The following is a 22,879-nucleotide window of genomic DNA, read 5'->3' as shown; positions in this document are numbered from 1 at the left end:
TTTTCAAGAATCATTCCAGCACGCACGAGCATCGCGCTTATTGTCGCAGCGTGTCGTCGATTTCCTTGCTGTTTCAGCGATCGCACGCTGATCGCGCGCGCGGTCTCGATCTATTCCAACTGCCGAGGTCTGTACTCGCGAGCCCCGCGCTGTAGAGCCGGATCACAAATCCATCCAGGCTGACATCAGGGGCGCCTTCGCGTGATCGATCGACTTGCTTCGCATTCCACCCGTCAACATCCGCGACTGCGAACGATCGGTCTATGTACCGCCGCCGTCCTTGCCGCAGGAGTCACGATCGAACGCGCCGACGCGCAATCGGAACTACCGCCGGTGAGCGTGGACGCGCCGCAGCAGCGCGCGACAGCTCCGAATGCAAAACCGGTTCGTCGTCCGGTGACCGCACGCCCGAGCCGCGCCAACCGCGTGGCTCGATCCCAGCAGGCGACGCCGCCGGCGGCGGCACGATCCGGTGCCGGCGCCGGTGAGCGCGCCGGCGGTCCGGTGGTCGGGTTCGTTGCCACGCGTTCGGGCACGGCGACCAAGACCGACACGCCGTTGATCGAAATCCCGCAATCGATCTCGGTCGTCACGACGGAGCAGATCAGGAATCAGGGTGCGGAATCGGTGGGCGCGGCATTGCGCTACACCGCAGGCGTCAGTGGCGACGTGAATGGCGGCTCGGACACCCGCTTCGGCGGCTTGCAGATCCGCGGCTTCGACATGACGATGCCGGGCCTCTATCTCGACGGCCTGCGGCTGCCGAGCAGCAACTATGTGCACTTCCTCGGGCTCGATCCGTACGGCGCCGAGCGCCTCGAAGTCCTGAAGGGACCATCCTCGGCGATGTTCGGCGGCAGCGGCACCGGCGGCATCCTCAATTATGTCAGCAAGCTGCCGACCGCGCGCGAGTTCGGGGAAGTGTCGCTGTCCGGCGGCAGCTTCAACCGCTATCAGGGCGAGTTCGATATAGGCGGCCGCGCCAACAAGGAAGGGACGGTGCTGTGGCGCCTGACCGGCGTCGCGCGCGATGGCGAGACCCAGGTCGACTACACCAAGGACAATCGCGTCTTCATCGCGCCCGCCGTCACCGTGAAGCCGAACGAGGACACCACGATCACCTTCCTCGCGAATTACCAGAAGGAACGCACCGGCTGGGGCCTGCAATTCCTGCCGCCGTCCGGCACCGTCTGGGCCAATAACGGCCGCTACATTCCGAACACGCGCTTCGTCGGCGAACCCGGCTTCAACCAGTTCGACACCGAGCAATCTTCGGTCGGCTACATGCTGTCGCACGACTTCAACGAGGCGCTGACCTTCCGCCAGAACCTGCGCTATTCGTGGATGCACAACGAGCAGAAGAGCTTCTACGGCACCGGCTATGCGTCGGCCGCCGACGAAGCCGCGGGCCTATTGTCGCGCGGCGGCGCCGGTGGCAGCTCGACGATCGATTCCTTCGCGGTCGACAACCAGCTGCAGGGCAAGTTCGTCACCGGCATGCTGAGCCACACGACGCTGTTCGGCGTCGACTACCGCAACACCTCGTTCCGAGACATGGCCTCCAGCTACAGCACCGGCAAGCTCAACGTCTTCGCACCGGTCTACACCAACAGCTGGATCAACAACGGGCCGTATGACGACACCGGCATCAAGCAGTCGCAGGCCGGCCTCTATCTGCAGGACCAGATCAGGCTCGGCCGGCTGTCGTTCCTGCTTGGCGGGCGGCAGGATTTCGTCACCACCGACCTCGACAACAATCTCGCGAGGACGTCGACCTCGACCGATGCCTCGGCATTCACCGGGCGGGCCGCCGTCATGTACAATTTCGACAACGGCATCGCGCCCTATTTCAGCTATTCGGAATCATTCTTGCCGGTGCTGAGCATCAACGCCGCCGGCGAACTGCTGAAGCCGGAGTCCGGCGTCCAGTACGAAGTCGGCGTCAAGTACCAGCCGGTCGGCATCAATGCGCTGATCACGCTGGCCGCCTTCGACCTGACCCGATCCAACGTCGTCACCTACGCCCCGCCGTCCTATTTCGCGGAGCAGACCGGCGAGGTCAGGTCGCGCGGCATCGAGCTCGAAGGCACCGCGACGCTTGTCGAGGGCGTCAATATCCGCGGCGGCTACGCCTATGTCGACGCGGTCGTCACCAAGGATCCCGTCAATGTCGGCAAGGCGCCGACCACGGTCCCGCTCAACCGCTTCTCGCTGTGGGGCGATTACACCGTTCAGGGAGGTCCGCTCGCCGGCGTCCAGTTCGGGGCCGGCGTCCGCTACGTCGGATCGACGTTCGGCGACGACGCCAACACCTTCAAGGTGCCGGCATCGACGGTCGTCGATGCGCTCGTCGCCTACACCAGGGACAATTATCGCCTCTCGCTCAACGTCACCAACCTCGCCGACACGCGTTACGTGGCAGCCTGCTACGGCAACACCAGCTGCTTCTACGCGGAGGGTCGCAAGGCGATCGCGAAGCTGACCTATCGCTGGTGATCACCCCGAACAACCTGCTGAAATGCCCATGAGACCAATCTTCGGACGACTGCATCGCTGGGCGGGTCTTCTCACCGCGGCCTTCCTGTTCTTCTCGGGCGTCACCGGCGCGATCATCTCGTGGGACCACGAGATCGACGATGTGCTCAACAGCCAGCTGTTCGAGGTGACGAGCTCCGGACCGGCGATCCCGTCGGTCGAGCTCGCAGGGCTGATCGAGCAGCGCGATCATCGTGCCCGCGTCGTCCACATGTTCATGACCGCGGAGAAAGGCGAGTCGCTGTGGTTCTTCGTGCTGCCGCGGATCGATCCGGCGACCGGCAAACGTTACACGCTCGACTACAACCAGGTCTTCCTGGATCCGAACACCGGCGCCGAGCTCGGACGCCGCTATTGGGGCGCGGTCTGGCCGGTGACCCGCGAAAACTTCGTCTCGTTCCTCTACAAGCTGCACTACACGATGCACATCCCCGAATTCTGGGGCAGCGATCGCTGGGGCATGCGCTTCCTCGGCGTCATCGCCGTGATCTGGACGATCGATTGCTTCGTCGGCTTTTACCTGACCCTGCCGTCGCGGCGGCGCGCAAGAGCGGAGCGGGCGTCGGCAATATCAGGCCCGTGCGGCAAGGGTTTCTGGACCCGCTGGGCGCCGGCCTGGAAGATCAAGACCTCAGGCAGCGCCTATCGAATCAATTTCGACATTCATCGCGCCTTCAGCCTGTGGACCTGGGCGTTGCTGTTCGTGATCGCGTTCACGGCATTCTCGCTGAACCTCTATTTCGAGGTGTTCTCGCCGTTGATGAAGACGGTGTCCAACTACACGCCGACACCCTACGAGCAGCGGCCATACCGTCATCTCGACGATCCGATCGAGCCAAGGATGACCTATGCGGAGATTGCCGCGCGGGCCGCGGCCGACGGCAGGGCGCGCGGCTGGACCACGCCGATCGGTTCGATCAATTATGGTCCGGCCCATGGCGTCTATGCGGTCGCATTCTTCGAGCCGGGCGACGAACATGGCGCCGCGGGCGTCGGGCCGGCGCAGCTTTACTACGACAGCGAGGACGGCCGTCCGCTCGGCGAGCGGCTGCCATGGGTCGGCACCGCGGCCGACGTGTTCGTGCAGATGCAGTTTCCGCTGCATTCCGGCCGGATCGCCGGCTTGCCCGGGCGCATCCTGATCTCGCTGATGGGATTGGTGGTTGCGGCGCTGTCGGCGACGGGTGTGGTGATCTGGTGGCGCAAGCGTCGTGCGCGGATTGGCGCGCGAGGTACGATGCGCACACGCCCCGAGAGCCGTCTTGCGCCGGCGGAATAGGCCGGACACCCAGTGGCTCCTTGCACCGGATGACAAATGCATTCGGGAGCGGCGGCGGCCGCTCCCGAGGCAGTCCGTCTTCGCAATCAGTCCGTCACAGGTTCATCTGCATCGGCTCCGGATAGTAGTGGAAGCCTTCGCCGACCTTGGCGACGTGGCCGTAGCCTGGCCAGGCGAAGTGATAGGACATCACGGCCGTCTTGTTCGCGGCCAGCATCTCCAGCAGCTTGACCCGCGAGTTCGCCGCCTGCTTCGGGTCGGTGTCGTAGGAGAACTCCATCCGCGGCCGCTCCAGCAGCAGCACCGCATGATGCGAGAGGTCGCCGAGGAACGCGAAGGATTTGCCGCCCGAGCTCACCATGAAGATGGTGTGGCCCACGGTGTGTCCGGGCGCTGCGATTGCCGTCACGCCGGGCAGGAATTCCTGGCCGTCCTTGAAGAACACGATGCGGTCGCGCACCGGCAGCAGGTTCTTGCGGGCATGCACGATGAAATCCTTCAACGGGCTGCCCATCTTGCCTTCGTCGGTCCAGAACTCGAGATCGCTCTGCGCGATGTAGTACTGCGCATTCGGGAACAACGGCTTGTCGTTGGCGCCGACGATGCCGCCGATATGATCGATATGCGCGTGCGACAGCACGACGGCGTCGATGTCCTCCGGCTTGATGCCGGCTTCCTGCATGCTCTTCTGCTGCCGCCCAGTGGTCTTGCCGAACAGTTGCGATGTGCCCATGCCGGTATCGAACAGGATCAGCTTGTCGCCGGTGTTGACGATCGGCGAATTCTGCTCGAGCACGACATTGTCGGGCGAGAGGAAGTTGTCGGAGAGCATCTTCTTCACCTCCTCCTTCGGCACACCGGTGAAGGTGCCGGAGGGATCGCCGAGCGGAAGCGGCCCGTCGGATACGACGGTCACTTCGGCTTCGCCGAGCATGAAGCGGTGCCAATAGGGTGTCTGCGTGCCGAGCTTCGGCGCGCGTGCCTGTGCGGTGCCCCCGAGCAGGGTGCTGGCGCCGAGACCGGCACCGAGCGCGAGCAAGGATCGTCGTGAGACATTGAGCGTCATAACGTCTTCCTCCACAATTTTTATGAGATTTTGCGTTGTTGCCCGCGCGTTGACCCGCCGCTTGACCTGACGCAGGCAAGAGAATGCTGCCCTCGCCCGCGCAAGCTGGCAAGTAGAATAAGGCGAACGCACGCGCGCCCGTACGCTGGCTAAATTTCAGCCAGCATGTGCAACGCAACAAGAGAGAAGGATTATTTCGCGGCGCGCTTCTTCTCGATGGTATCCCAGATCATCGCTGCGACGTCGGGGCCATTGAGCCGTTGGATTGCGCGGATGCCGGTCGGCGAGGTGACGTTGATCTCGGTCAGGTTGCCGTCGATCACGTCGAGGCCGACGAACATCAGACCAAGTTCGCGCAACGAGGGCCCAACGGTGGCGCAGATTTCGCGCTCGCGATCCGAGAGCTCGGTCGCCTTGGCCGCGCCGCCGCGCACCATGTTGGAGCGCAGATCGTCCGCTGCCGGCACGCGATTGACGGCGCCGGCGAACTCGCCATCCACCAGGATGATGCGCTTGTCGCCATGCTTCACCTCGGGGAGGAAGCGCTGGATCACCCAGGGCTCCTTGAAGGTGACCGAGAACATGTCGAACAGCGAGCCGAAATTCATGTCCTGCGGCATCACGCGGAAGACCGCGGCGCCGCCATGGCCGTGCAACGGCTTCATGACGACGGCGCCGTGCTGGTCGCGGAATGCGTTGATCTCGTCGAGATCGCGCGAGATCAGGGTCGGCGGCATCAGCTGCGGGAAATTCATCACGAACAGCTTTTCCGGCGCGTTGCGTACGCTGGCCGGGTTGTTGACGACCAGCGTCTTCGGATGGATGCGCTCGAGCAAATGGGTCGACGTGATGTAGGCGAGGTCGAACGGCGGATCCTGCCGCAGCAGCACGACGTCGAAGCCGTTGAGCGGCTCGCGCTTCGGCTCGCCCAGCGTGAAGTGATCGCCGACCTCGTCGCGCACGGTGAGAGGTTGCACCGGCGCCACCAGCTCCTCGCCGCGCAGCGACAGCTTGTCGGGCGTGTAGTAGGAAATGCCGTGGCCGCGCTTTTGCGCCTCGAGCAGCAGCGCAAACGTCGAATCGCCGCGGATATTGATGCGCGCGATGGGATCCATCTGGACGGCGATCTTCAATTTCATAAGCGTGTCCCGCGAGGTCTTGAGGTTAATTAGGGCTGGCGTCGAATGCCGCTAACAGATGGCGCGGCAGGCTCTTCGGCGCAATCAGCACGGCGTCGAATCTGAGATCAAATTCGGCATGTTCGGGATGCGCCATCAGCCAGGCCTGGGCGGCATTGATGATGCGCAGCTGCTGCCGTGGCGTCACCGCATAGGCGGCGTCGTCGAGGCTGGCACGGGCCTTGACCTCGACGAAGGCCAGCAAGTTGCGCCGGCGCACCACCAGGTCGATCTCGCCGAAGGGGGTACGGAAGCGTCGTGCCAGGATGCGATAGCCCTTGGCGATCAGAAGGGCTGCGGCGCGGCTCTCGGCCGAGATGCCGGTCCGGAACGCCGCGACGCGCTCCGGCGAGGCGCTGTCAGTCTTCGCCATTTCCGTCCCCGGTGGTCTTCGCAAGCTCGAGGGCGCGGGCATAGACCTCGCGGCGCGGTCGGCCCGACAGCTCGACCGCATGGGCGACCGCATCCTTGACGCTGCCGCGGGCGAGCTGCGCCCGCAGCAGATCGTCAAGTTTATCCTGGTCCATCACCCCGGCATCATCGGCCGGCGGTCCGATGACCAGCACGAACTCGCCGCGTGTTTCCAGCGCGTCCGCGCTTGCCGCCAGCTCGGCGACCGGCGCGCGCGTGATCTGCTCGTGCAGCTTGGTCAGCTCGCGGCAGATCGCGGCATCGCGGCCGGCCATGATCGCAGCGAGATCGCGCAGCGTGTCCTGTACGCGATTGCCCGATTCGAACATCACGAGCGTCGAATCGACCCTCGCCAGCTCGTTGAGCCGTGCCCGGCGCGCGTGCTCCTTCGCGGGCAAAAATCCCTCGAAGAAAAACCGGTCGGTCGGCAGGGCCGCGACCGACAGCGCCGTCAGCACCGACGATGGCCCCGGCACCGCGATGACGGCATGCCCGGCGGCGCAGACGTCGCGCACCAGCTTGAAGCCGGGATCGGAGATCAGCGGCGTGCCGGCATCCGAGACCAGCGCGATCGCGGCGCCCTGCGCCAGCCGCTCCAGAATTTTGGGACGGGCCTGGACCGCGTTGTGCTCGTGGTAGAGCGCGAGCTCGGCGGCGATCGCGTAACGCTCGGTCAGCCGGCGGGTGATCCTTGTGTCCTCGCAGGCGATGACGTCGACACCGGCCAGCGTCTCCAGCGCGCGCAGGGTGATGTCGGCGAGATTTCCGATTGGGGTCGCGACCAGATGGAGCCCGGGTGCGGCCCTTGGCGCGGCCAATTGCTGGCCGCCGATCGAAAAGGTTCTGGCCGCAGCGCCTGTCGTGGCATCCGAATGGTGGAGGGAACTGGCTTTTGCGCGCATAATGCCAATCTAGAGCGTTTTCGAGCGAAGTGGGTACCGGTTCGCGTGAAGAAAACGCGTCAAACCGAGAATCTGGAGCCCCGTTCCGATTCAATCGGAACGGGATAAGCTCTAGAGGGATGGCGGCGCTAGCGCCATATCTGCAAACGGCGGTGACGGAACGCTGCCTGAGGGGGGGGAATGGAGGCCGCGGCAAGGGCGCCGCGGGGCCATAATCCTTTTGTTTTAGTTAACTATTCGCCGAGAATATGCCTGAATCCACCCGCCTCATCAGAGCTGGATGGAGTCCTGGCTGATCACGGTCGGCCAAGAGAAGAGAGACGATGGAAGGCCCGCATCACCGCAAGTCCCCGCCGTCGGGCACCACCCGGCGGACCGCGCTCGGCCTCCTCGTGGGCGCGCCGCTGCTGACGGCCTGTTCCGGCGTGCAGCAAAGCTTGAGCCAGTTTTCCAGCCCGCTCGGCGGCAACCAGGAAGGCGGTCCTGCCGGCCCGCAGCAGCAGCCGCAGGCGGTCGGCACCGGGCAGGTCAAGATCGGGCTGATCCTCCCGCTATCGGCTTCCGGCAATGCCGGGCTTGCCGCCCAGTCGATGCGGAACGCGGCCGAAATGGCGCTGGCGGAATTTCAGAACCCGAACATCCAGCTCCTGATCAAGGACGATGGCGGCAGCCCGCAGGGCGCGTCGCAGGGTGCCCAGCAGGCACTGTCCGAAGGCGCCGAGATCATTCTGGGACCGCTGTTCGCGGGCTCGGTGCCGGCCGTCGCGCAACTGACGCGGCCGCGCGGAACCTCGGTGATCGCGTTCTCCACCGATTCGAGCGTGGCCGGGCGCGGCGTCTATCTGCTCAGCTTCCTGCCGGAATCCGACATCAATCGCATCATCGACTACTCGGCGGGGATCGGAAAGCGCTCGTTCGCCGCGATGGTGCCGGACAATGCCTATGGCAACGTGGTCGAGGCCGCGTTCAAGCAGGCGGTCGGCCGCAAGAACGGCCGCGTCGTCGCATTCGAGAAATATGGCGCCGATCGCGCGACGCCGGCGCGAACCGTGGCGCAGGCGCTCGGCCAGGCCGACGCGCTGCTGATCGCCGACGATGGTGATTCGGTCGTCGCGACCGCCGATGCCTTGACCGCGGCGGGCGCCAATCTGCGCAACATCCAGCTGCTCGGCACCGGGCTGTGGGACAATCCGCGGGTGTTCGCGAGCCCCGTCTTGCAGGGCGGCCTCTACGCCGCGCCTGATCCGTCCGGCTTCCGCAGCTTCGCCGGCCGCTACCGCAGCAAATATGGCGGCGAGCCGGTGCGCACCGCGACGCTTGCCTATGATGCGGTGGCGCTGATGGCGGCGCTCGCGCGCACGCAAGGGGCGCAGCGCTTTGCGCCGGAGACGCTGACCAATCCATCCGGATTCGCCGGTATCGACGGTCTGTTCCGCTTCCGCTCCGACGGCACCAATGAGCGCGGCCTTGCGGTCATGAAGGTGGCCTCGGGCGGCGCTACTGCGGTTGCAGGTTCGCCGAAGAGTTTTGGGGCTTAATTTTCGTCAGGCGGCGGCCTGAAATCGCGCTAAAGCACCCGCCAGCTACTGTGCATGGGGTTGTTTTCGATATTTTGGCGCCGTGCAGCTAGGCCGCGAGATCCGCGACGACGGCGTCGAGCACCGGGAATCCCGACTTCGTGACGCGCAGCCGTCCGTCGGCATCGACGGCGATCGCGCCTTCCTCGCGCAGCATCGCGATCCGGTGCGGGTCGAGCTGGCGGCCGGAGAGCTTCGCATAGCGCTTGGGATCGATGCCCTCGGCGAGCCGCAGCCCCATCAGCAGAAACTCGTCGGCGCGTTCTTCGCTGTTGAGGCTGTCATCGCTGACGACGCCGTGGCCGCGCTCCTCGACATTCAACAGCCAGGCCTCGGGGCGCCGCTCGGTCGCGGTCGCGTGCCTGACGCCGTCGATGTCGAGCCTTCCATGTGCGCCGGGGCCGATGCCGGCATATTCCTCACCGCGCCAGTAGACGAGGTTGTGCTTGCACTCGGCGCCGGCACGGGCGTGATTGGAGATCTCGTAGGCTGGCAATCCCTCGCGGGCGCAGACCTCCTGCGTCACGTCGTAGAGCGCGCGCGCGGTCGCTTCATCCGGCGTCTGCAATTTGCCGGCGGCATGCAGCCCGAAGAACGGCGTGCCTTCCTCGATCGTGAGCTGATAGAGCGACAGATGCTCGGCCGCTTCCGAGATCGCCTGCTTCAGTTCATCGGCCCACATCCGCGGCGTCTGGTCGGGACGGGCATAGATCAGATCGAACGAGTAGCGGTCGAATGCGCTTCGCGCGATCGCGACCGCGTCGAGCGCCTCGCGCGCGGTGTGCAGGCGGCCCAGTGCCTTCAGCGAAGCATCATCCAGCGCCTGCACGCCGAGCGAGACGCGGTTGACGCCGGCTGCGCGATAGCCGCGAAAGCGCGTCGCCTCGACGCTGGTCGGATTGGCCTCGAGCGTGACCTCGACATCGCGCGAGACCTGCCAGTGCTTGCCGATGGCATCGAGCACGGCACCGACGGTCTGCGGCTGCATCAAGGAAGGCGTGCCGCCGCCGAGGAAGATCGAGGACACCTGCCGCCCCGGCACGCGCGTGGCCGTCGTCTCGATCTCGCGGGCGAACGCGCGCACGAAGCGCTCCTCGTCGACGGGCGCATGCCGCACGTGGCTGTTGAAATCACAATACGGGCATTTCGACAGGCAGAACGGCCAGTGCACGTAGACGCCGAAGGCTTCTCGGTCAGCGTGGCTCAAGGCAGATCTCCGCGAGCTTCACGAAGGCGCGGGCGCGATGCGACAGGCCGAGCCCGAGCGGCGGCAGGCCGTGCTTCTCGATGCTGGTCATCTCGCCGAAGGTCCGTGTGTAGCCGTCGGGCAGGAACGCCGGATCATAGCCGAATCCGGCGGTGCCGCGCGGCGGCCAGACCAGGGTTCCATCGACGCGGGCCTCGACCTCCTCGAGATGATCGTCCGGCCAGGCCACGCACAACGCCGATACGAAGTGCGCCTTGCGCCGGTCCGGTGCGGTGGCGCCGCGTTCCTGCAGCAGCCGTTCGATCCGCGTCATCGCCGCCATGAAGTCCTTGCCCTCGCCGGCCCAACGCGCCGAGTAGATCCCGGGCGCGCCGTCGAGCGCGTCGACCACGATGCCGGAATCGTCGGCGAAGGCGGGCAGTCCGGTCGCCTTCGCTGCCGCGATCGCCTTGATCGCCGCGTTGGCACGAAAACTGTCGCCGGTCTCCTCGGGCTCGGCGAGGTCAAGCTCGCCGGCCGACACCACCTCCACGCCGTGCGGCGCCAGCAGTTCCCGCATCTCGGCAAGCTTGCCGGGATTATGGGTGGCGATGACGAGCCTTCCGGTGATTCGGCGGTGCATGACCAATCTGACTACGCCACCGCGATCTTTTGCAAGTCGACCAGACGCGCGACACCTTTGCGCGCCAGCGCCATCAGCGCCAGGAACTCGCCTTCCGAGAACGGCGTCTTCTCGGCGGTGCCCTGCACCTCGATGATCCGGCCGTCACCGGTCATGACGAAATTGGCGTCGGTGTCGGCTTCGGAATCCTCGGCATAGTCGAGATCGAGCACCGGCGTGCCCTGGTAGATGCCGCAGGAGATCGCCGCCACGTTGTCGCGCAACACATTGGTCTTCAGCATGTTGCGGGTCTTCATCCAGTTGATGCAGTCGGCCAGCGCCACCCAGGCACCGGTGATCGAGGCGGTGCGGGTGCCGCCGTCGGCCTGGATGACGTCGCAATCGACCGTGATCTGGCGCTCGCCGAGCGCCTCGAGATCGACGGCCGCGCGCAGCGAGCGGCCGATCAGCCGCTGGATCTCGACCGTCCGGCCGCCCTGCTTGCCGGCCGAGGCCTCGCGGCGGGTGCGTTCCAGGGTGGCACGCGGCAGCATGCCGTATTCGGCGGTGACCCAGCCGCGGCCCTGGCCCTTCAGCCACGGCGGCAACCGCTCTTCCAGCGTGGCGGTCACCAGCACATGGGTGTCGCCGAACTTCACCATGCAGGAACCCTCGGCATATTTGACGACGCCGCGTTCCAGCGACACGGGACGCAGTTCATCGGGTGCACGGCGGCTTGGCCGCATGAAATCCTCCAGAAATCCGAGAAAATTGGCTGGCCGTGCTTGTAGGAGGGGGAAGGGGCAGCGGCAAGGGTTTTCGGCCCCGGTATGGTCCGGTACCACGGGGCCGAATGCATGCTTGTCATCGGCCTCCCGGATCGACAAATTATGCAGTAATTGTGAGGGACTGGAGTGTGACTCACCACGATCCGATTGGCCTGATCGCGCCGCATGCCGGGCTCGCCCAGCTCAACGAGCGTTCGCGCGACATTTTTCGTCAAATCGTCGAAAGCTATCTTGCGACCGGCGAGCCGGTCGGTTCGCGCAACATTTCGCGCCTGATCGCATTACCGCTGTCACCGGCCTCGGTCCGCAATGTGATGTCGGATCTCGAGCAGCTCGGTCTGATCTATGCGCCGCATACATCCGCCGGACGGTTACCGACCGAACTCGGGCTGCGCTTCTTCGTCGATGCGCTGATGCAGGTCGGTGACCTCACCGAGGCCGAGCGTCAATCGATCCAGACCCAGCTTGCTGCCGTCGGCCGCGCGCAATCCGTCGAGGCCGCGCTTGGCGAAGCCCTGACGCGGCTGTCGGGGCTGACCCGTGCCGCGGCGGTGGTGTTGACGCAAAAGTCGAATGCGCGGCTGAAGCACATCGAGTTCGTGCGGCTGGAGCCGGAGAAGGCGCTGGTCGTGCTGGTCGGCGAAGACGGCCAGGTCGAAAACCGCGTGCTGGCGCTGCCGCCGGGTGTTCCATCCTCGGCCCTGACCGAAGCGACCAACTTCCTCAACGCGCGGATCCGCGGCCGGACGCTGGCTGAAGCGCGGCTCGAGCTCGAGACGGCATTGACGCAAAACCGCGCCGAGCTCGATCAGCTCACGCAAAAGGTGGTCGCGGCGGGCATCGCGAGCTGGTCCGGCGGCGAGAACGAGGACCGCCAGCTGATCGTGCGCGGTCACGCCAATCTGCTCGAGGACCTGCATGCGCTCGACGATCTCGAGCGCATCAAGTCGCTGTTCGACGATCTCGAAACCAAGCGCGGCGTGATCGATCTGCTCGGCCGCGCCGAACGCGGCGAGGGCGTGCGGATCTTCATCGGCTCGGAGAACAAGCTGTTCTCGCTGTCGGGTTCCTCGACCATCATCGCGCCCTACGGCGACGCCCAGGGGCGGATCGTGGGCGTCCTCGGCGTGATTGGACCGACGCGGCTGAACTATGCGCGGGTGATACCGACGGTGGACTATGCCGCTCGCATCGTCAGCAAGATGCTCGGCGGCTGACCGGAGGGCGATTTCGCTTTCATTTGACGGGTTTTCTTCACCCAAGCCGGAGATGCCAGTTCCCGAAACCGGTATGTTGCGCTTGATTTTCGCCGCCCAAAGCACGATATCCCGGCAAGCAATCCCCAAGATTTGAACCGACGCGAGTTTTCGAGAAGGCAAGCCATGACCGATCCGAACCGGGCCAATGACAACACCGAGAATTCGGCGCCGACGGGTGAGCCCGTGGTCTCGAAGCCCTACATCATGCCTGACGAGCCCGAGGCCGGATCGGCGGAGGCGCTGGCCAAGGAACTCGCCGAGGCGCGCGACCGGACACTGCGCACGCTGGCCGAGATGGAGAATCTCCGCCAGCGCACCCGCCGCGAGGTCGCCGACGCCAAGACCTACGGCATCACCGGCTTTGCTCGCGACGTGCTCGATATCGCCGACAACCTGCAGCGCGCGCTCGATGCGGTGCCGGCCGAGACCAAGGAAGCCGCCGATCCCGGCCTGAAGGCGCTGATCGAAGGCGTCGAGCTGACCGAACGTTCGCTGCTCAACGCGCTGGAGAAGAACGGCGTCAAGAAGTTCGACCCGATCGGCGAGAAGTTCGATCCGAACTTCCAGCAGGCGATGTTCGAGGTGCCTGATCCGTCGGTGCCGTCGGGCACCGTGGTGCAGGTCGTGCAGGCCGGTTACATGATCGGCGAGCGCATCCTGCGTCCGGCACTGGTCGGCGTCTCCAAGGGCGGCGCCAAGGCCGTCCCGACGGCCGACATCACCGCCTGATCCGTCCAACCCCGGCTGCCCGTTTGTGAGCTCGCGGATTGCGCGGGCTCACGGTCGCGGCTTCTCGTGTGCCTTCGGCCAATAGGTGCCGAAGCTCCAGAGATTTCCTTCCGGATCGCGGCAGGCGAAGTCGCGGCTGCCATAGTCGGTGTCTCGCAGTTCCATCTCCATCTTTGCGCCGCTGGCCTTGACCTTCGCGTGCAGCGCGTCGGGATCGTCGACGGCGATATAGATCGAGTCCGTGCGGCGGTTGTCGAGGTCGCCGACCAGCCTGCCATATGCGTCGTCGCGGCTCTGGCCCAGCATCAGCATCGAGGAACCATAGGCGAGCTCGGCGTGATGGATCACGCCGCCATCGCGGTAGACGACGTGTTCGGTGAACCCAAGCACCGTCGTGAGCCAATTGGTCATCGCCTCGGCGTCCTTGCAGCGCAGGGTCGGATAGATGCGGGGCGGTTCGATGTCGTGCGTCATGGTCGCTCACCTCCTTGGCTGACGGCGCCATCCTGCACGAGGCAACGTGGCGTCGGCTTGAAGGTTTGTTACCAGTCCGCCAGCCCATCGTCGGCGTGAACCAGCCGGCGGTCGGTCAGCGCCTGGCGGCGCGCCCAGGCGGTTGGCGGTTCGCCCGCGAACTCGACGAACTCGCGGGCGAGATGGGCCTGGTCGGCATAGCCGCTTTCCGCCGCGATCCCCGCCCAGCCAAGCGCGGCGCCGCTTTGTGCCAGCCGGCTCGCCCGGTGAAACCGCATCATGCGCGCCAGCGATTTGGGGGCGAGGCCGAGCTCGGACCGAAACCGGCCGGCCAGATGCTTGCGGCTCCAGCCGATCTCGTCGGCCAGTGCCGTGATGCTGACAGCACCGGCCGAACGCGCCAGTTTTCGATAGGCGAACGCGACTTCGGGAGACGGCGTGTGGCCGGCGCGGCGCAGCACGAACGCCTCGATCAGGTCGAAGCGGCGCTGCCAGCACGCCACGGCGCCGAGCTGCTCGCGCAGACGACGGCCATCACGGCCGAGCACATCGCCGATATCGACCATGCGCCCGACGAGGTCGGTCACGGCGCCGCCGAAGAAGCTGTAGGCGCCGAGCGGGGTGAAATCGACCTGCACGCAGGCAGCGTGGCCGTCGGACTCGATGTAGACAGGCCCGGCATGCAGGCCGGCGGCGAAGCTGAGCTGACGATCGGCCGCACCGGGCTCGCGCGACAGCGCGATCAGGAACGGCGAGCCGAAACTGATGATCAGCGGGACGATCAGCGGCGCGGTCTGCCGTTGCGCGAACCGGCCCGTCGCGGTCTCGCGATAACCGGTGATCCGGACGATCAGGCCCGCCAGGCGCGGCGATGGCAGGCGCTGCGCGAGATCGAATGCAAGGGGTGACGCAGACGCGGCCATGCGGATCTCGCGAGGCTGCGTCTTACGCGATATCCGTGGACTGGATGCGCTTGACGCCGGCCTTGGCCATGTCGTCCCATGCCTTGGCGAGCGATCCCTGGGTGTCGATGCCGCGACAGGCGTCTTCCACCACATAGGTCTCGAAGCCGGCCTTGCGCGCATCGAGCGCGGTCCATGCCACGCAGAAATCGGTGGCGAGCCCGGCCACGAAAACCCGCTCGACGTTGCGCGCCTTCAGATAGGCGGCGAGCCCGGTGGTGGTCTTGCCGTCGGCCTCGGTGAAGGCGGAGTAGCTGTCGACGTCCTTGTGAAAACCCTTGCGGATGATCAGCTCGGCCTGCGGGATCGCGAGTTCCTTCGACAGCGAAGCGCCATCGGTGCCCTGGACGCAGTGGTCGGGCCACAGCACCTGCTTGCCATAGGCAAGGTCGACGGTCTCGAACGGCTTCTTGCCGGAATGGGTCGAGGCAAAGGAGATGTGTCCGGGCGTGTGCCAGTCCTGCGTCATCACGACATTGGCGAAGCTCTTGGCGATCCGGTTGATCACCGGCACCACCTGCTCGCCGTCCTTCACCGCGAGGCTGCCGCCGGGCAGGAAGCAGTTCTGGACGTCGATCACGAGCAGCGCGGAGCCGTCGTCGGGCTTGATGGCAGCCGCCCAGAGATGTTTTGGAACCAGCGCCGCAAGCGCCAGCGTACCGAGCCCTGCAACGACCTGTCGTCGATCCAACATCGCGCCCTCCTCGCTTTGGTAGCCGCGCGAGGAGGCTAGTTCCGTTCGTGGAGCTGCGAAAGGCCGATTTTTCGGCGGGCCTGTCAGCCGCGCGGCTGGATGCCGTCGCGCACCGCGCGGAAGCGCGGGAAGGCCTTCTCCCAATCGGTACGCGGGGAGCTGCCGATGATGCGCATCGATGTTTGCGCGCCGAACCGCAGCCACTGCACGATGGTCACCGGGGTGTTGTCCTTGCCGCTGACGGCGTCGATGCGCGTCTCGAAGCCGGGCTGGCCGTCGATCCGGATCGGTTCGGACATGGTGATCCGCCCGTCGCGTACGCCTGGGATCGTGGTGGCGATCTGCTGGGCGAAGCGACCGCGATCATCTGGTGTGGCCGGGGCCGAGCCGATGATGCCAAGCAGCATGAAGGGCTTGGTCTCAAGGCCCTTGTCGTCGCCGTCGGCCATCAGCAGCGCCGCGCCCGGCGCCAGCATGCGGACATTCTTGAAGCTGCTGAGCTCGGTGACCTTGAACGGCATCATGCCGAGCTGTTCGTCGACCGGCACCTCGCTGCGGATCTGGGCGGTGGCGAACATCTGCCGCACGGCATCGTCGGTGTAGATCTTGCTCGCGTTCTCCGGCACCTGCACCGCGACATAGCCGGAGAAGGTCGGTCCCGGCAGGATCATGGAATAGCGCCGCACATTGGTGGTGCCGTCGCGCGCGCTCTCCACGGTGTAATAGGCAAGGCCGGCCGGCGTCTCGAGGCTCTCCGGTTTGATGTTTCCGCTACCGGCCGGGTTGGCCTTGAAGGCGCTCACGACCTCGTTGTAGGCGTCCGCGGGTAGATCGGCGATCAAGACCTTCACGCCCTGGTCCTCGGTCTCGAAGCCGATGAACGACTTGGCGCGGTTGAGGCCCACCAGCGGCTTCATCCCGACATGCGCGCCCGGCGGAAACACCACGTCGGCGGCAAAGCCACGACAGGTGGCAGCAAGCAGCAAGGCAACCGCAACGAGAAGTCGAAAAGGCGTCATGGGGGATCTACCGGTTTTGCTTGGTGGCCGCGCAACGGGGCCGGTGCAGGGCTGGATGGCCTCTTTCAGTCGGACCGCTTTTAGCGGTTTTGATGACCCTGCAACAGGCCGCCAAAGCCCCGCTCCGGGCCTGCAGGCCCGATTCCATGGGCTTTTCGTCCCGATTGGCTGGCACTTCCCGGTTTCCCGACGTTTCCGACGATCGGCCGCCAGCGGCCAAACAGCGCGCCCTCGGCCTGTGCGCAGCTCTCGCATACGACGTTTGTGAGTGTTCACTCAACAGCGCCGACGTCGTGTAGCGGATGTTCGCGGTCGACGTCGGGCCGCATCATTGCCGATTTGTTAACTTGGATCGGGCTTGAACCGGCGCCGCAGTCGGGCTGACACAATCTTTCAAACGTCAGTCTTTTCAGGCCTCAACGTTGCGTCCAGTCCTTGCGGGCAGGACCCTCTCTCCTATATCAGGCTCACCGTCGCAATATCGCGAGTATGTGAACGTCTGGGGGTTCGGTACGGAGCGCCGTCAGGGCCCAACCAACCTGCCGTAGCAAAGAGGATATGAAAACCATGGGTAAGGTCATTGGGATCGACCTCGGCACCACGAATTCGTGCGTCGCCGTAATGGATGGCAAGAACGCCAAGGTGATCGAGAATGCCGAGGGCATGCGGACGACGCCGTCGATCGTTGCCTTCACTGACGATGGCGAGCGCCTCGTCGGCCAGCCGGCGAAGCGCCAGGCGGTGACCAATCCCGAGCGTACGTTCTTTGCGGTGAAGCGCCTCATTGGCCGCCGCTATGACGACCCGATGGTCGAGAAGGACAAGAAGCTCGTTCCCTACAAGATCGTCAAGGCATCGAACGGCGACGCCTGGGTCGAAGCCGATGGCAAGACCTATTCGCCCTCGCAGGTCTCGGCCTTCATTCTGCAGAAGATGAAGGAGACCGCTGAGGCGCATCTCGGCCAGAAGGTCGAGCAGGCTGTCATCACGGTTCCTGCCTATTTCAACGACGCGCAGCGTCAGGCCACCAAGGACGCCGGCAAGATCGCCGGTCTCGAAGTGCTGCGCATCATCAACGAGCCGACGGCTGCCGCGCTCGCCTACGGTCTCGACAAGTCGAAGTCCGGCACGATCGCTGTGTACGACCTCGGCGGCGGCACCTTCGACGTCTCGATCCTCGAGATCGGCGACGGCGTGTTCGAGGTGAAGTCGACCAACGGCGACACCTTCCTCGGCGGTGAAGATTTCGACATGCGCCTGGTCGGCTATCTCGCCGACGAATTCCAGAAGGAACAGGGCATCAACCTGCGCAACGACAAGCTTGCCTTGCAGCGCCTGAAGGAGGCTGCGGAGAAGGCCAAGATCGAGCTGTCGTCGACCACGCAGACCGAAATCAACCTGCCGTTCATCACGGCTGACCAGACCGGTCCGAAGCATCTGACGATGAAGCTGACCCGCGCCAAGTTCGAGGCGCTGGTGGCCGACCTCGTCGAGAAAACCATCGAGCCGTGCCGCAAGGCGCTGAAGGATGCCGGCCTGACCGCCGGCGAGATCGGCGAAGTGGTGCTGGTCGGCGGCATGACCCGCATGCCGAAGATCCAGGAAGTCGTGAAGCAGTTCTTCGGCAAGGAGCCGCACAAGGGCGTCAATCCCGACGAGGTCGTCGCGATCGGCGCTGCGATCCAGGCCGGCGTGCTGCAGGGCGATGTCAAGGACGTGCTGCTGCTCGACGTGACCCCGCTGTCGCTGGGCATCGAGACGCTGGGCGGCGTGTTCACCCGCATCATCGACCGCAACACCACGATCCCGACCAAGAAGAGCCAGGTGTTCTCGACCGCCGAAGACAATCAGGGCGCCGTCACCATCCGCGTCTTCCAGGGCGAGCGTGAAATGGCGGCCGACAACAAGATGCTCGGCCAGTTCGACCTGATGGGCATTCCGCCGGCTCCGCGCGGCATGCCGCAGATCGAGGTGACCTTCGACATCGACGCCAACGGCATCGTCAACGTGTCGGCCAAGGACAAGGCGACCGGCAAGGAACAGCAGATCCGGATCCAGGCATCCGGCGGTCTGTCCGAGGCCGACATCGACAAGATGGTCAAGGACGCCGAGGTCAACGCGGCCGAGGACAAGAAGCGCCGCGAGGCTGTCGACGCCAAGAACCATGCCGACGGTCTGGTTCATTCGACCGAGAAGGCTCTGGCCGAACACGGTTCGAAGATCGCCGACACCGAGCGCCGCGCGATCGAAGACGCCGTCAGCGACCTCAAGGAAGCGCTGAAGGGCGACGACGCCGAGGCGATCAAGGCCAAGACCAACACGCTGGCGCAGGCTTCGATGAAGCTCGGCGAGGCCATGTACAAGCAGCAGGCCGAGGCCGATGCGGCCAAGGACGCTGCCAAGGATGACGTTGTCGACGCGGAATTCACCGAGGTCGATGACGACAAGAACAGCAAGAAGTCTGCTTAAGCGGATTTGCGATCATGACCCTCACACCAATGAGCACGCGCCGCGTCTCGGAGGAGTGGGGGTCATTTTTCTTTAAGGCGATCGCTGCATCTTCCAGACAGGCGCAATCCTTGACGCGATCCTGAGCGCAAGCTTCGGCGATCGCGATGAACTTCGGACGGAATTGAAGGATGTCCACCAAGCGCTGCTATTACGAGACCCTCGAGGTTGAGCGGAACGCGGACGAGACCAAGCTCAAATCGGCTTTCCGCAAGCTCGCGATGAAATGGCATCCGGACAAGAATCCGGGCGACGCCACCAGCGAAGTCCGGTTCAAGGAAATCAACGAAGCCTATGAGGTGCTGAAGGACGGCGACAAGCGCGCCGCCTATGACCGCTTCGGCCATGCCGCGTTCGAGCAGGGCATGGGCGGCGGCGGTCCCGGCTTCGGCGCCGGCTTCGCCTCATCCTTCTCCGACATTTTCGAAGACCTGTTCGGCATGGCCGGGCAGCGCCGCGGCGGCGGCCGCGAGCGCGGCGCCGACCTGCGCTACAACATGGAGATCACGCTCGAGGAAGCCTTCCAGGGCAAGACCGCGCAGATCGAGATCCCGGTCTCGGTCACCTGCGAATCCTGCTCGGGCACCGGCGCCAAGGCCGGCACCAAGCCGAAGACGTGCTCGCATTGCGGCGGCGCCGGCCGTATCAGGCAGGCCCAGGGCTTCTTCACGTTGGAGCGGACCTGTCCCGGCTGTCAGGGCCGCGGCCAGATGATCGAGGATGCCTGCACCTCCTGCGCGGGTTCCGGCCGGGTGACGCGCGACCGCACGCTGTCGGTCAACATTCCCCCGGGCGTCGAGGACGGCACCCGAATTCGTCTCGCCGGCGAAGGCGAGGCCGGTGTCCGCGGCGGACCGCCGGGTGACCTCTACATCTTCCTGTCGCTGACCACGCACCAGTTCTTCCAGCGCGACGGCGCCGACCTGCACTGCCGCGTGCCGATCTCGATGGTGACCGCAGCGCTCGGCGGCGAGTTCGAGGTGCCGACCATCGACAAGGGCAAGACCAAGGTGAAGGTGCCGGCCGGCACCCAGTCCAGCCGGCGATTCCGCATCGCATCAAAGGGTATGCCGGTGCTCCGTTCGCGCCAGACCGGCGACATGTATGTGCAGGTCGTGGTCGAAACGCCGCAAAATCTGACCAAGAAGCAGCAAGAACTGCTGATGGAGTTCGAAAAACTCTCGTCCGGCGCAACCCAGCCGGAGGCAGCGGGTTTCTTCTCTAAGGTCAAGGACTTCTTTGGCAATCGCTCCGTCTAGCCGCAGTCGTTATGCTTGACCGTAACGACTTCGACCTATACGTCTTTGTGACTGTTTTCTGACAACCGCTCGATTGTGCGGTCCCCGCCTGGTAGCGACATGCCTTTGCAATCGTCCGTGCGTGCGTCGAAGAAGCCCCTCCGTCTCGACGACGAGGTTCGATTTCTCCGTTCATGGATGGAGAAGCCGCTGCATATGGGCGCGGTGATGCCGTCCGGACGGCTGCTCGCCCGCACCATGGCGCAATATGTCGATCGTGACGCCGAAGGGCCGGTCATCGAACTTGGGCCCGGCACCGGGGCGATCACCAACGCGCTGATCGAGCATGGCGTCGATCAAAAGCGTCTCGTCCTGGTCGAATACAATCCCGGCTTCTGCGCGTTGCTGCGCGAACGCTATCCGCAGGCCAGGGTCGTCCAGGGGGATGCCTACACGCTGCGCGATACTGTGTGGGAGGTGCTGAAATCTCCCGCCTCGGCCGTGGTCTCCGGCCTGCCGCTCGTCACCAAGCCGATGCTGACCCGCCTGAGGCTGGTCCGTGACGCCTTCCTGGCGCTCGCGCCCGGCGCGCCGTTCATTCAGTTCACCTATTCGGTGGTGCCTCCGATTCCGAAGTCGCTGCCGGGCGTGTCCACAGAGGCCTCCGAGCGGATCTGGATGAACCTTCCGCCCGCGCGGGTCTGGGTGTATCGCAAGGGCTGACCACCCAGCGCCGTCGCGCCGGGCCTGCGCCCAATACCTGCGATTTCAAGATGTCCGCGCTGAAAATCCTCGTGATCCCCGGATCGCTTCGGTCAGGCTCGCTCAATGCGAAGCTGGCCGCCGTGCTGGCGTACGAACTGGCGCAATCCGGCGCCGACGTCACCCGCATCTCGCTCGGCGATTTTCAGCTGCCGATCTATGACGGCGACCTGCAGGCGAAATCCGGCGTGCCGCAGCATGCCGTGAATCTGAAGCGCATGATCGGCGCCCATCATGGCGTGCTGATCGTGACGCCGGAATACAATTCCTCGGTGCCGGCGCTGGTGAAGAACACGATCGACTGGGTGAGCCGCGTGCAGGATCCGCATGAGGTGCGAGGTCAAGTGTTCCACGGCCGCGCGTTCGCGATTTCAGCCGCATCCGGCAACCGGCTCGGCGGCACGCGCGCGCTGGCTGCGCTGCGCCTGATCCTGACGGCGTGCCACGCCACCGTGATCCCGAACCAGCTCGCGCTGTCATTCGCCGAGCAGGCCTATGACGATATGGATCATCTGAAGCACCAGGCCGACATCGACGTAATGCGCGCGCTGGTGCGGCAGCTGATCGACCATTCCCAACGCATGATGTGAGGTGACATGCAGCCAACCAGGATCGCTCCAAGAGACCGGTTGATCGTGGCGCTCGATCTGCCGTCGGTCGCCAGCGCCGAGGCGATGATCGACCGGCTCGGCGATGCCGTCACCTTCTACAAGATCGGCTATCAGCTCGGTTATGCCGGCGGCCTCGCGCTGGCGAAACAGCTTGCAGGCAGCGGCAAGAAGGTGTTCCTCGATCTGAAACTGCACGACATCGGCAACACCGTCGCGCGCGGGGTCGAAAGCGTCGCCGGGCTCGGCGCGACCTTTCTCACCGTGCATGCATATCCGCAGACCATGAAGGCAGCGGTCGAGGCCCGCGCAGGCTCCGGCCTGAAGATCCTCGCGGTGACGGTGCTGACCTCCTACGACGACACCGACCTGCATGCGGCGGGCTATCGCCTCAACGTCTCCGATCTCGTCGAAGCGCGCGCCAAACAGGCGCAGGCGCTTGGCGTCGACGGCCTCGTCAGCTCGCCCGAGGAGGCCGCCGCCTTGCGCAAGATCGTCGGCGATCAGATGAACCTGGTGACGCCGGGCATCCGTCCCGCAGGCTCGGCGACCGGCGACCAGAAGCGCATCATGACGCCGGCCCGCGCCATTGCCGCCGGCGCCGACTATCTGGTGGTCGGACGTCCGGTGATGGAAGCCGCCGATCCGAAGGCTTCAGCCGAAGCCATTCACGCCGAAATCGCCCAGGCGCTCGCCTGAACAACAAGAGGGAGAACAGAGATGGCGAAGGGATACTGGATTGGACGCGTCGACGTTCATAATGACGAGGGCTACAAGCCCTACGCGGTGGCCAACCTTGCGATCTTCAAGAAGTTCGGCGGCCGTTATGTGGTGCGCGGCGGCCAGCTCAACTGCGTCGAGGGAGAGAGCCGCTCCCGCAATGTCGTGATCGAATTCCCCGACTACGCAACCGCGATGGCCTGCTACAACTCCCCGGAATACCAGGCCAACATCAGGGTGCGGCAGCCGCATTCGATCGCCGACCTCATCATCATCGAGGGCTATGACGGCCCGCAGCCCTGATCGCGGGTGGCCGGTTCGGTTGCCGGAACAGCCTTGGCTCGCTATATCGCGTGGAGAGG

General features: G+C 65.1%; 22 protein-coding genes. 11 read left to right on the top strand and 11 right to left on the bottom strand.

From position 1 onward, the window contains the following. The first annotated feature begins 333 nt into the window (after positions 1–333). Together AC1VNY_RS12420 and fsrB are read left to right on the top strand one after the other, a co-directional pair. Positions 334–2,496: a TonB-dependent siderophore receptor gene (locus tag AC1VNY_RS12420; RefSeq protein ID WP_482405358.1), complete on the top strand. Its 2,163-nt coding sequence runs from the start codon at positions 334–336 to the stop codon at positions 2,494–2,496. A gap of 28 nt (positions 2,497–2,524) precedes the next feature. Then, positions 2,525–3,814: a siderophore utilization protein FsrB gene (gene fsrB, locus AC1VNY_RS12415; RefSeq protein ID WP_482405357.1), complete on the top strand. Its 1,290-nt coding sequence runs from the start codon at positions 2,525–2,527 to the stop codon at positions 3,812–3,814. 94 nt (positions 3,815–3,908) lie between these two features. Here fsrB and AC1VNY_RS12410 read toward each other — a convergent pair whose 3' ends face one another. From AC1VNY_RS12410 to rsmI, 4 genes are all read right to left on the bottom strand, one after another. Continuing rightward, a complete protein-coding gene (locus tag AC1VNY_RS12410) occupies positions 3,909–4,880 on the bottom strand; it encodes an MBL fold metallo-hydrolase (protein ID WP_482405356.1) in 972 nt (323 codons plus the stop codon). A 191-nt stretch (positions 4,881–5,071) separates the two neighbouring features. Beyond that, positions 5,072–6,019, bottom strand: a complete 948-nt coding sequence (gene gshB / locus AC1VNY_RS12405) for a glutathione synthase (RefSeq protein WP_482405355.1) — start codon at positions 6,017–6,019, stop codon at positions 5,072–5,074. Positions 6,020–6,044: 25 nt separating this feature from the next. Continuing rightward, positions 6,045–6,431 carry a YraN family protein gene (locus AC1VNY_RS12400; protein WP_038382707.1) on the bottom strand — a complete coding sequence of 129 codons (387 nt, stop codon included), beginning with the start codon at positions 6,429–6,431 and terminating at the stop codon, positions 6,045–6,047. Then, positions 6,418–7,371 carry a 16S rRNA (cytidine(1402)-2'-O)-methyltransferase gene (gene rsmI, locus AC1VNY_RS12395; RefSeq protein WP_304497963.1) on the bottom strand — a complete coding sequence of 318 codons (954 nt, stop codon included), beginning with the start codon at positions 7,369–7,371 and terminating at the stop codon, positions 6,418–6,420. The genes AC1VNY_RS12400 and rsmI overlap by 14 nt, the downstream gene beginning before the upstream one ends. A 323-nt stretch (positions 7,372–7,694) precedes the next feature. Between rsmI and AC1VNY_RS12390 the strand changes: the two genes are divergently transcribed. Next, complete coding sequence (locus AC1VNY_RS12390; protein WP_482405354.1) at positions 7,695–8,909, top strand: penicillin-binding protein activator; 1,215 nt, start codon at positions 7,695–7,697, stop codon at positions 8,907–8,909. A gap of 88 nt (positions 8,910–8,997) precedes the next feature. On the opposite strand, the gene hemW is transcribed toward AC1VNY_RS12390, so the two are convergent. From hemW to rph, 3 genes are read right to left on the bottom strand one after another with little or no spacing between them, the layout of a single operon-like run. Continuing rightward, positions 8,998–10,155: a radical SAM family heme chaperone HemW gene (hemW, locus tag AC1VNY_RS12385; protein WP_482405353.1), complete on the bottom strand. Its 1,158-nt coding sequence runs from the start codon at positions 10,153–10,155 to the stop codon at positions 8,998–9,000. Then, positions 10,142–10,777, bottom strand: a complete 636-nt coding sequence (rdgB, locus tag AC1VNY_RS12380) for an RdgB/HAM1 family non-canonical purine NTP pyrophosphatase (RefSeq protein WP_482405352.1) — start codon at positions 10,775–10,777, stop codon at positions 10,142–10,144. Before rdgB ends, hemW begins: the two co-directional genes overlap by 14 nt. Before the next feature lie 11 nt (positions 10,778–10,788). Next, on the bottom strand, positions 10,789–11,502 hold the full coding sequence (gene rph / locus AC1VNY_RS12375) for a ribonuclease PH (protein WP_016841497.1): 714 nt from the start codon (positions 11,500–11,502) through the stop codon (positions 10,789–10,791). Between the two features lie 170 nt (positions 11,503–11,672). On the opposite strand from rph, the gene hrcA reads away from it, so the two are divergent. Both hrcA and grpE read left to right on the top strand, forming a co-directional pair. Next, positions 11,673–12,761: a heat-inducible transcriptional repressor HrcA gene (gene hrcA / locus AC1VNY_RS12370; protein WP_016841498.1), complete on the top strand. Its 1,089-nt coding sequence runs from the start codon at positions 11,673–11,675 to the stop codon at positions 12,759–12,761. 165 nt (positions 12,762–12,926) lie between these two features. Continuing rightward, positions 12,927–13,532: a nucleotide exchange factor GrpE gene (gene grpE / locus AC1VNY_RS12365; RefSeq protein WP_482405351.1), complete on the top strand. Its 606-nt coding sequence runs from the start codon at positions 12,927–12,929 to the stop codon at positions 13,530–13,532. A gap of 48 nt (positions 13,533–13,580) precedes the next feature. On the opposite strand, the gene AC1VNY_RS12360 is transcribed toward grpE, so the two are convergent. The 4 genes from AC1VNY_RS12360 to AC1VNY_RS12345 all read right to left on the bottom strand — a co-directional run bounded on the left by AC1VNY_RS12360 (position 13,581) and on the right by AC1VNY_RS12345 (position 16,681). After that, on the bottom strand, positions 13,581–14,006 hold the full coding sequence (locus AC1VNY_RS12360) for a VOC family protein (protein ID WP_482405350.1): 426 nt from the start codon (positions 14,004–14,006) through the stop codon (positions 13,581–13,583). A 68-nt stretch (positions 14,007–14,074) separates the two neighbouring features. Next, complete coding sequence (locus AC1VNY_RS12355; protein ID WP_482405349.1) at positions 14,075–14,929, bottom strand: helix-turn-helix domain-containing protein; 855 nt, start codon at positions 14,927–14,929, stop codon at positions 14,075–14,077. A 22-nt stretch (positions 14,930–14,951) separates the two neighbouring features. Next, positions 14,952–15,662, bottom strand: coding sequence for a bifunctional nicotinamidase/pyrazinamidase (pncA, locus tag AC1VNY_RS12350; protein ID WP_482405348.1), 711 nt, complete (start codon positions 15,660–15,662; stop codon positions 14,952–14,954). 83 nt (positions 15,663–15,745) lie between these two features. Further along, positions 15,746–16,681, bottom strand: coding sequence for a hypothetical protein (locus tag AC1VNY_RS12345; RefSeq protein ID WP_482405347.1), 936 nt, complete (start codon positions 16,679–16,681; stop codon positions 15,746–15,748). 567 nt (positions 16,682–17,248) lie between these two features. Here AC1VNY_RS12345 and dnaK point away from each other — a divergent pair. The 6 genes from dnaK to AC1VNY_RS12315 all read left to right on the top strand — a co-directional run bounded on the left by dnaK (position 17,249) and on the right by AC1VNY_RS12315 (position 22,820). Further along, entirely contained in the window at positions 17,249–19,150 is a 1,902-nt protein-coding gene (gene dnaK / locus AC1VNY_RS12340; RefSeq protein ID WP_026192053.1) for a molecular chaperone DnaK, read from the top strand. 170 nt (positions 19,151–19,320) lie between these two features. After that, positions 19,321–20,448 (top strand): molecular chaperone DnaJ, encoded by a 1,128-nt coding sequence (gene dnaJ / locus AC1VNY_RS12335; RefSeq protein WP_028341758.1) that lies wholly within the window; start codon positions 19,321–19,323, stop codon positions 20,446–20,448. A gap of 99 nt (positions 20,449–20,547) precedes the next feature. Then, entirely contained in the window at positions 20,548–21,150 is a 603-nt protein-coding gene (locus AC1VNY_RS12330; RefSeq protein WP_028341757.1) for a class I SAM-dependent methyltransferase, read from the top strand. Between the two features lie 50 nt (positions 21,151–21,200). Next, a complete protein-coding gene (locus AC1VNY_RS12325) occupies positions 21,201–21,779 on the top strand; it encodes an NADPH-dependent FMN reductase (protein WP_482405346.1) in 579 nt (192 codons plus the stop codon). Positions 21,780–21,785: 6 nt separating this feature from the next. Beyond that, positions 21,786–22,496, top strand: coding sequence for an orotidine-5'-phosphate decarboxylase (pyrF, locus tag AC1VNY_RS12320; RefSeq protein WP_482405345.1), 711 nt, complete (start codon positions 21,786–21,788; stop codon positions 22,494–22,496). 21 nt (positions 22,497–22,517) lie between these two features. Further along, positions 22,518–22,820, top strand: coding sequence for a DUF1330 domain-containing protein (locus AC1VNY_RS12315; RefSeq protein WP_482405344.1), 303 nt, complete (start codon positions 22,518–22,520; stop codon positions 22,818–22,820). Positions 22,821–22,879 lie beyond the last annotated feature (59 nt).

It is taken from the genome of Bradyrhizobium ferriligni (assembly GCF_056837965.1).
This window is presented reverse-complemented; position numbering and strand designations above follow the sequence as displayed.

Bases quoted from the DNA above. Each gene is read 5' to 3' on its own strand.
- pyrF (WP_482405345.1), top strand. From the start codon at position 21,786: ATGCAGCCAACCAGGATCGCTCCAAGAGACCGGTTGATCGTGGCGCTC.
- AC1VNY_RS12400 (WP_038382707.1), bottom strand. From the start codon at position 6,431: ATGGCGAAGACTGACAGCGCCTCGCCGGAGCGCGTCGCGGCGTTCCGG.
- AC1VNY_RS12345 (WP_482405347.1), bottom strand. From the start codon at position 16,681: ATGACGCCTTTTCGACTTCTCGTTGCGGTTGCCTTGCTGCTTGCTGCC.
- AC1VNY_RS12330 (WP_028341757.1), top strand. From the start codon at position 20,548: ATGCCTTTGCAATCGTCCGTGCGTGCGTCGAAGAAGCCCCTCCGTCTC.
- dnaK (WP_026192053.1), top strand. From the start codon at position 17,249: ATGGGTAAGGTCATTGGGATCGACCTCGGCACCACGAATTCGTGCGTC.
- gshB (WP_482405355.1), bottom strand. From the start codon at position 6,019: ATGAAATTGAAGATCGCCGTCCAGATGGATCCCATCGCGCGCATCAAT.
- AC1VNY_RS12390 (WP_482405354.1), top strand. From the start codon at position 7,695: ATGGAAGGCCCGCATCACCGCAAGTCCCCGCCGTCGGGCACCACCCGG.
- pncA (WP_482405348.1), bottom strand. From the start codon at position 15,662: ATGTTGGATCGACGACAGGTCGTTGCAGGGCTCGGTACGCTGGCGCTT.
- dnaJ (WP_028341758.1), top strand. From the start codon at position 19,321: ATGTCCACCAAGCGCTGCTATTACGAGACCCTCGAGGTTGAGCGGAAC.
- AC1VNY_RS12325 (WP_482405346.1), top strand. From the start codon at position 21,201: ATGTCCGCGCTGAAAATCCTCGTGATCCCCGGATCGCTTCGGTCAGGC.
- rph (WP_016841497.1), bottom strand. From the start codon at position 11,502: ATGCGGCCAAGCCGCCGTGCACCCGATGAACTGCGTCCCGTGTCGCTG.
- grpE (WP_482405351.1), top strand. From the start codon at position 12,927: ATGACCGATCCGAACCGGGCCAATGACAACACCGAGAATTCGGCGCCG.
- fsrB (WP_482405357.1), top strand. From the start codon at position 2,525: ATGAGACCAATCTTCGGACGACTGCATCGCTGGGCGGGTCTTCTCACC.
- AC1VNY_RS12355 (WP_482405349.1), bottom strand. From the start codon at position 14,929: ATGGCCGCGTCTGCGTCACCCCTTGCATTCGATCTCGCGCAGCGCCTG.
- AC1VNY_RS12410 (WP_482405356.1), bottom strand. From the start codon at position 4,880: ATGACGCTCAATGTCTCACGACGATCCTTGCTCGCGCTCGGTGCCGGT.
- AC1VNY_RS12360 (WP_482405350.1), bottom strand. From the start codon at position 14,006: ATGACGCACGACATCGAACCGCCCCGCATCTATCCGACCCTGCGCTGC.
- rsmI (WP_304497963.1), bottom strand. From the start codon at position 7,371: ATGCGCGCAAAAGCCAGTTCCCTCCACCATTCGGATGCCACGACAGGC.
- rdgB (WP_482405352.1), bottom strand. From the start codon at position 10,777: ATGCACCGCCGAATCACCGGAAGGCTCGTCATCGCCACCCATAATCCC.
- AC1VNY_RS12315 (WP_482405344.1), top strand. From the start codon at position 22,518: ATGGCGAAGGGATACTGGATTGGACGCGTCGACGTTCATAATGACGAG.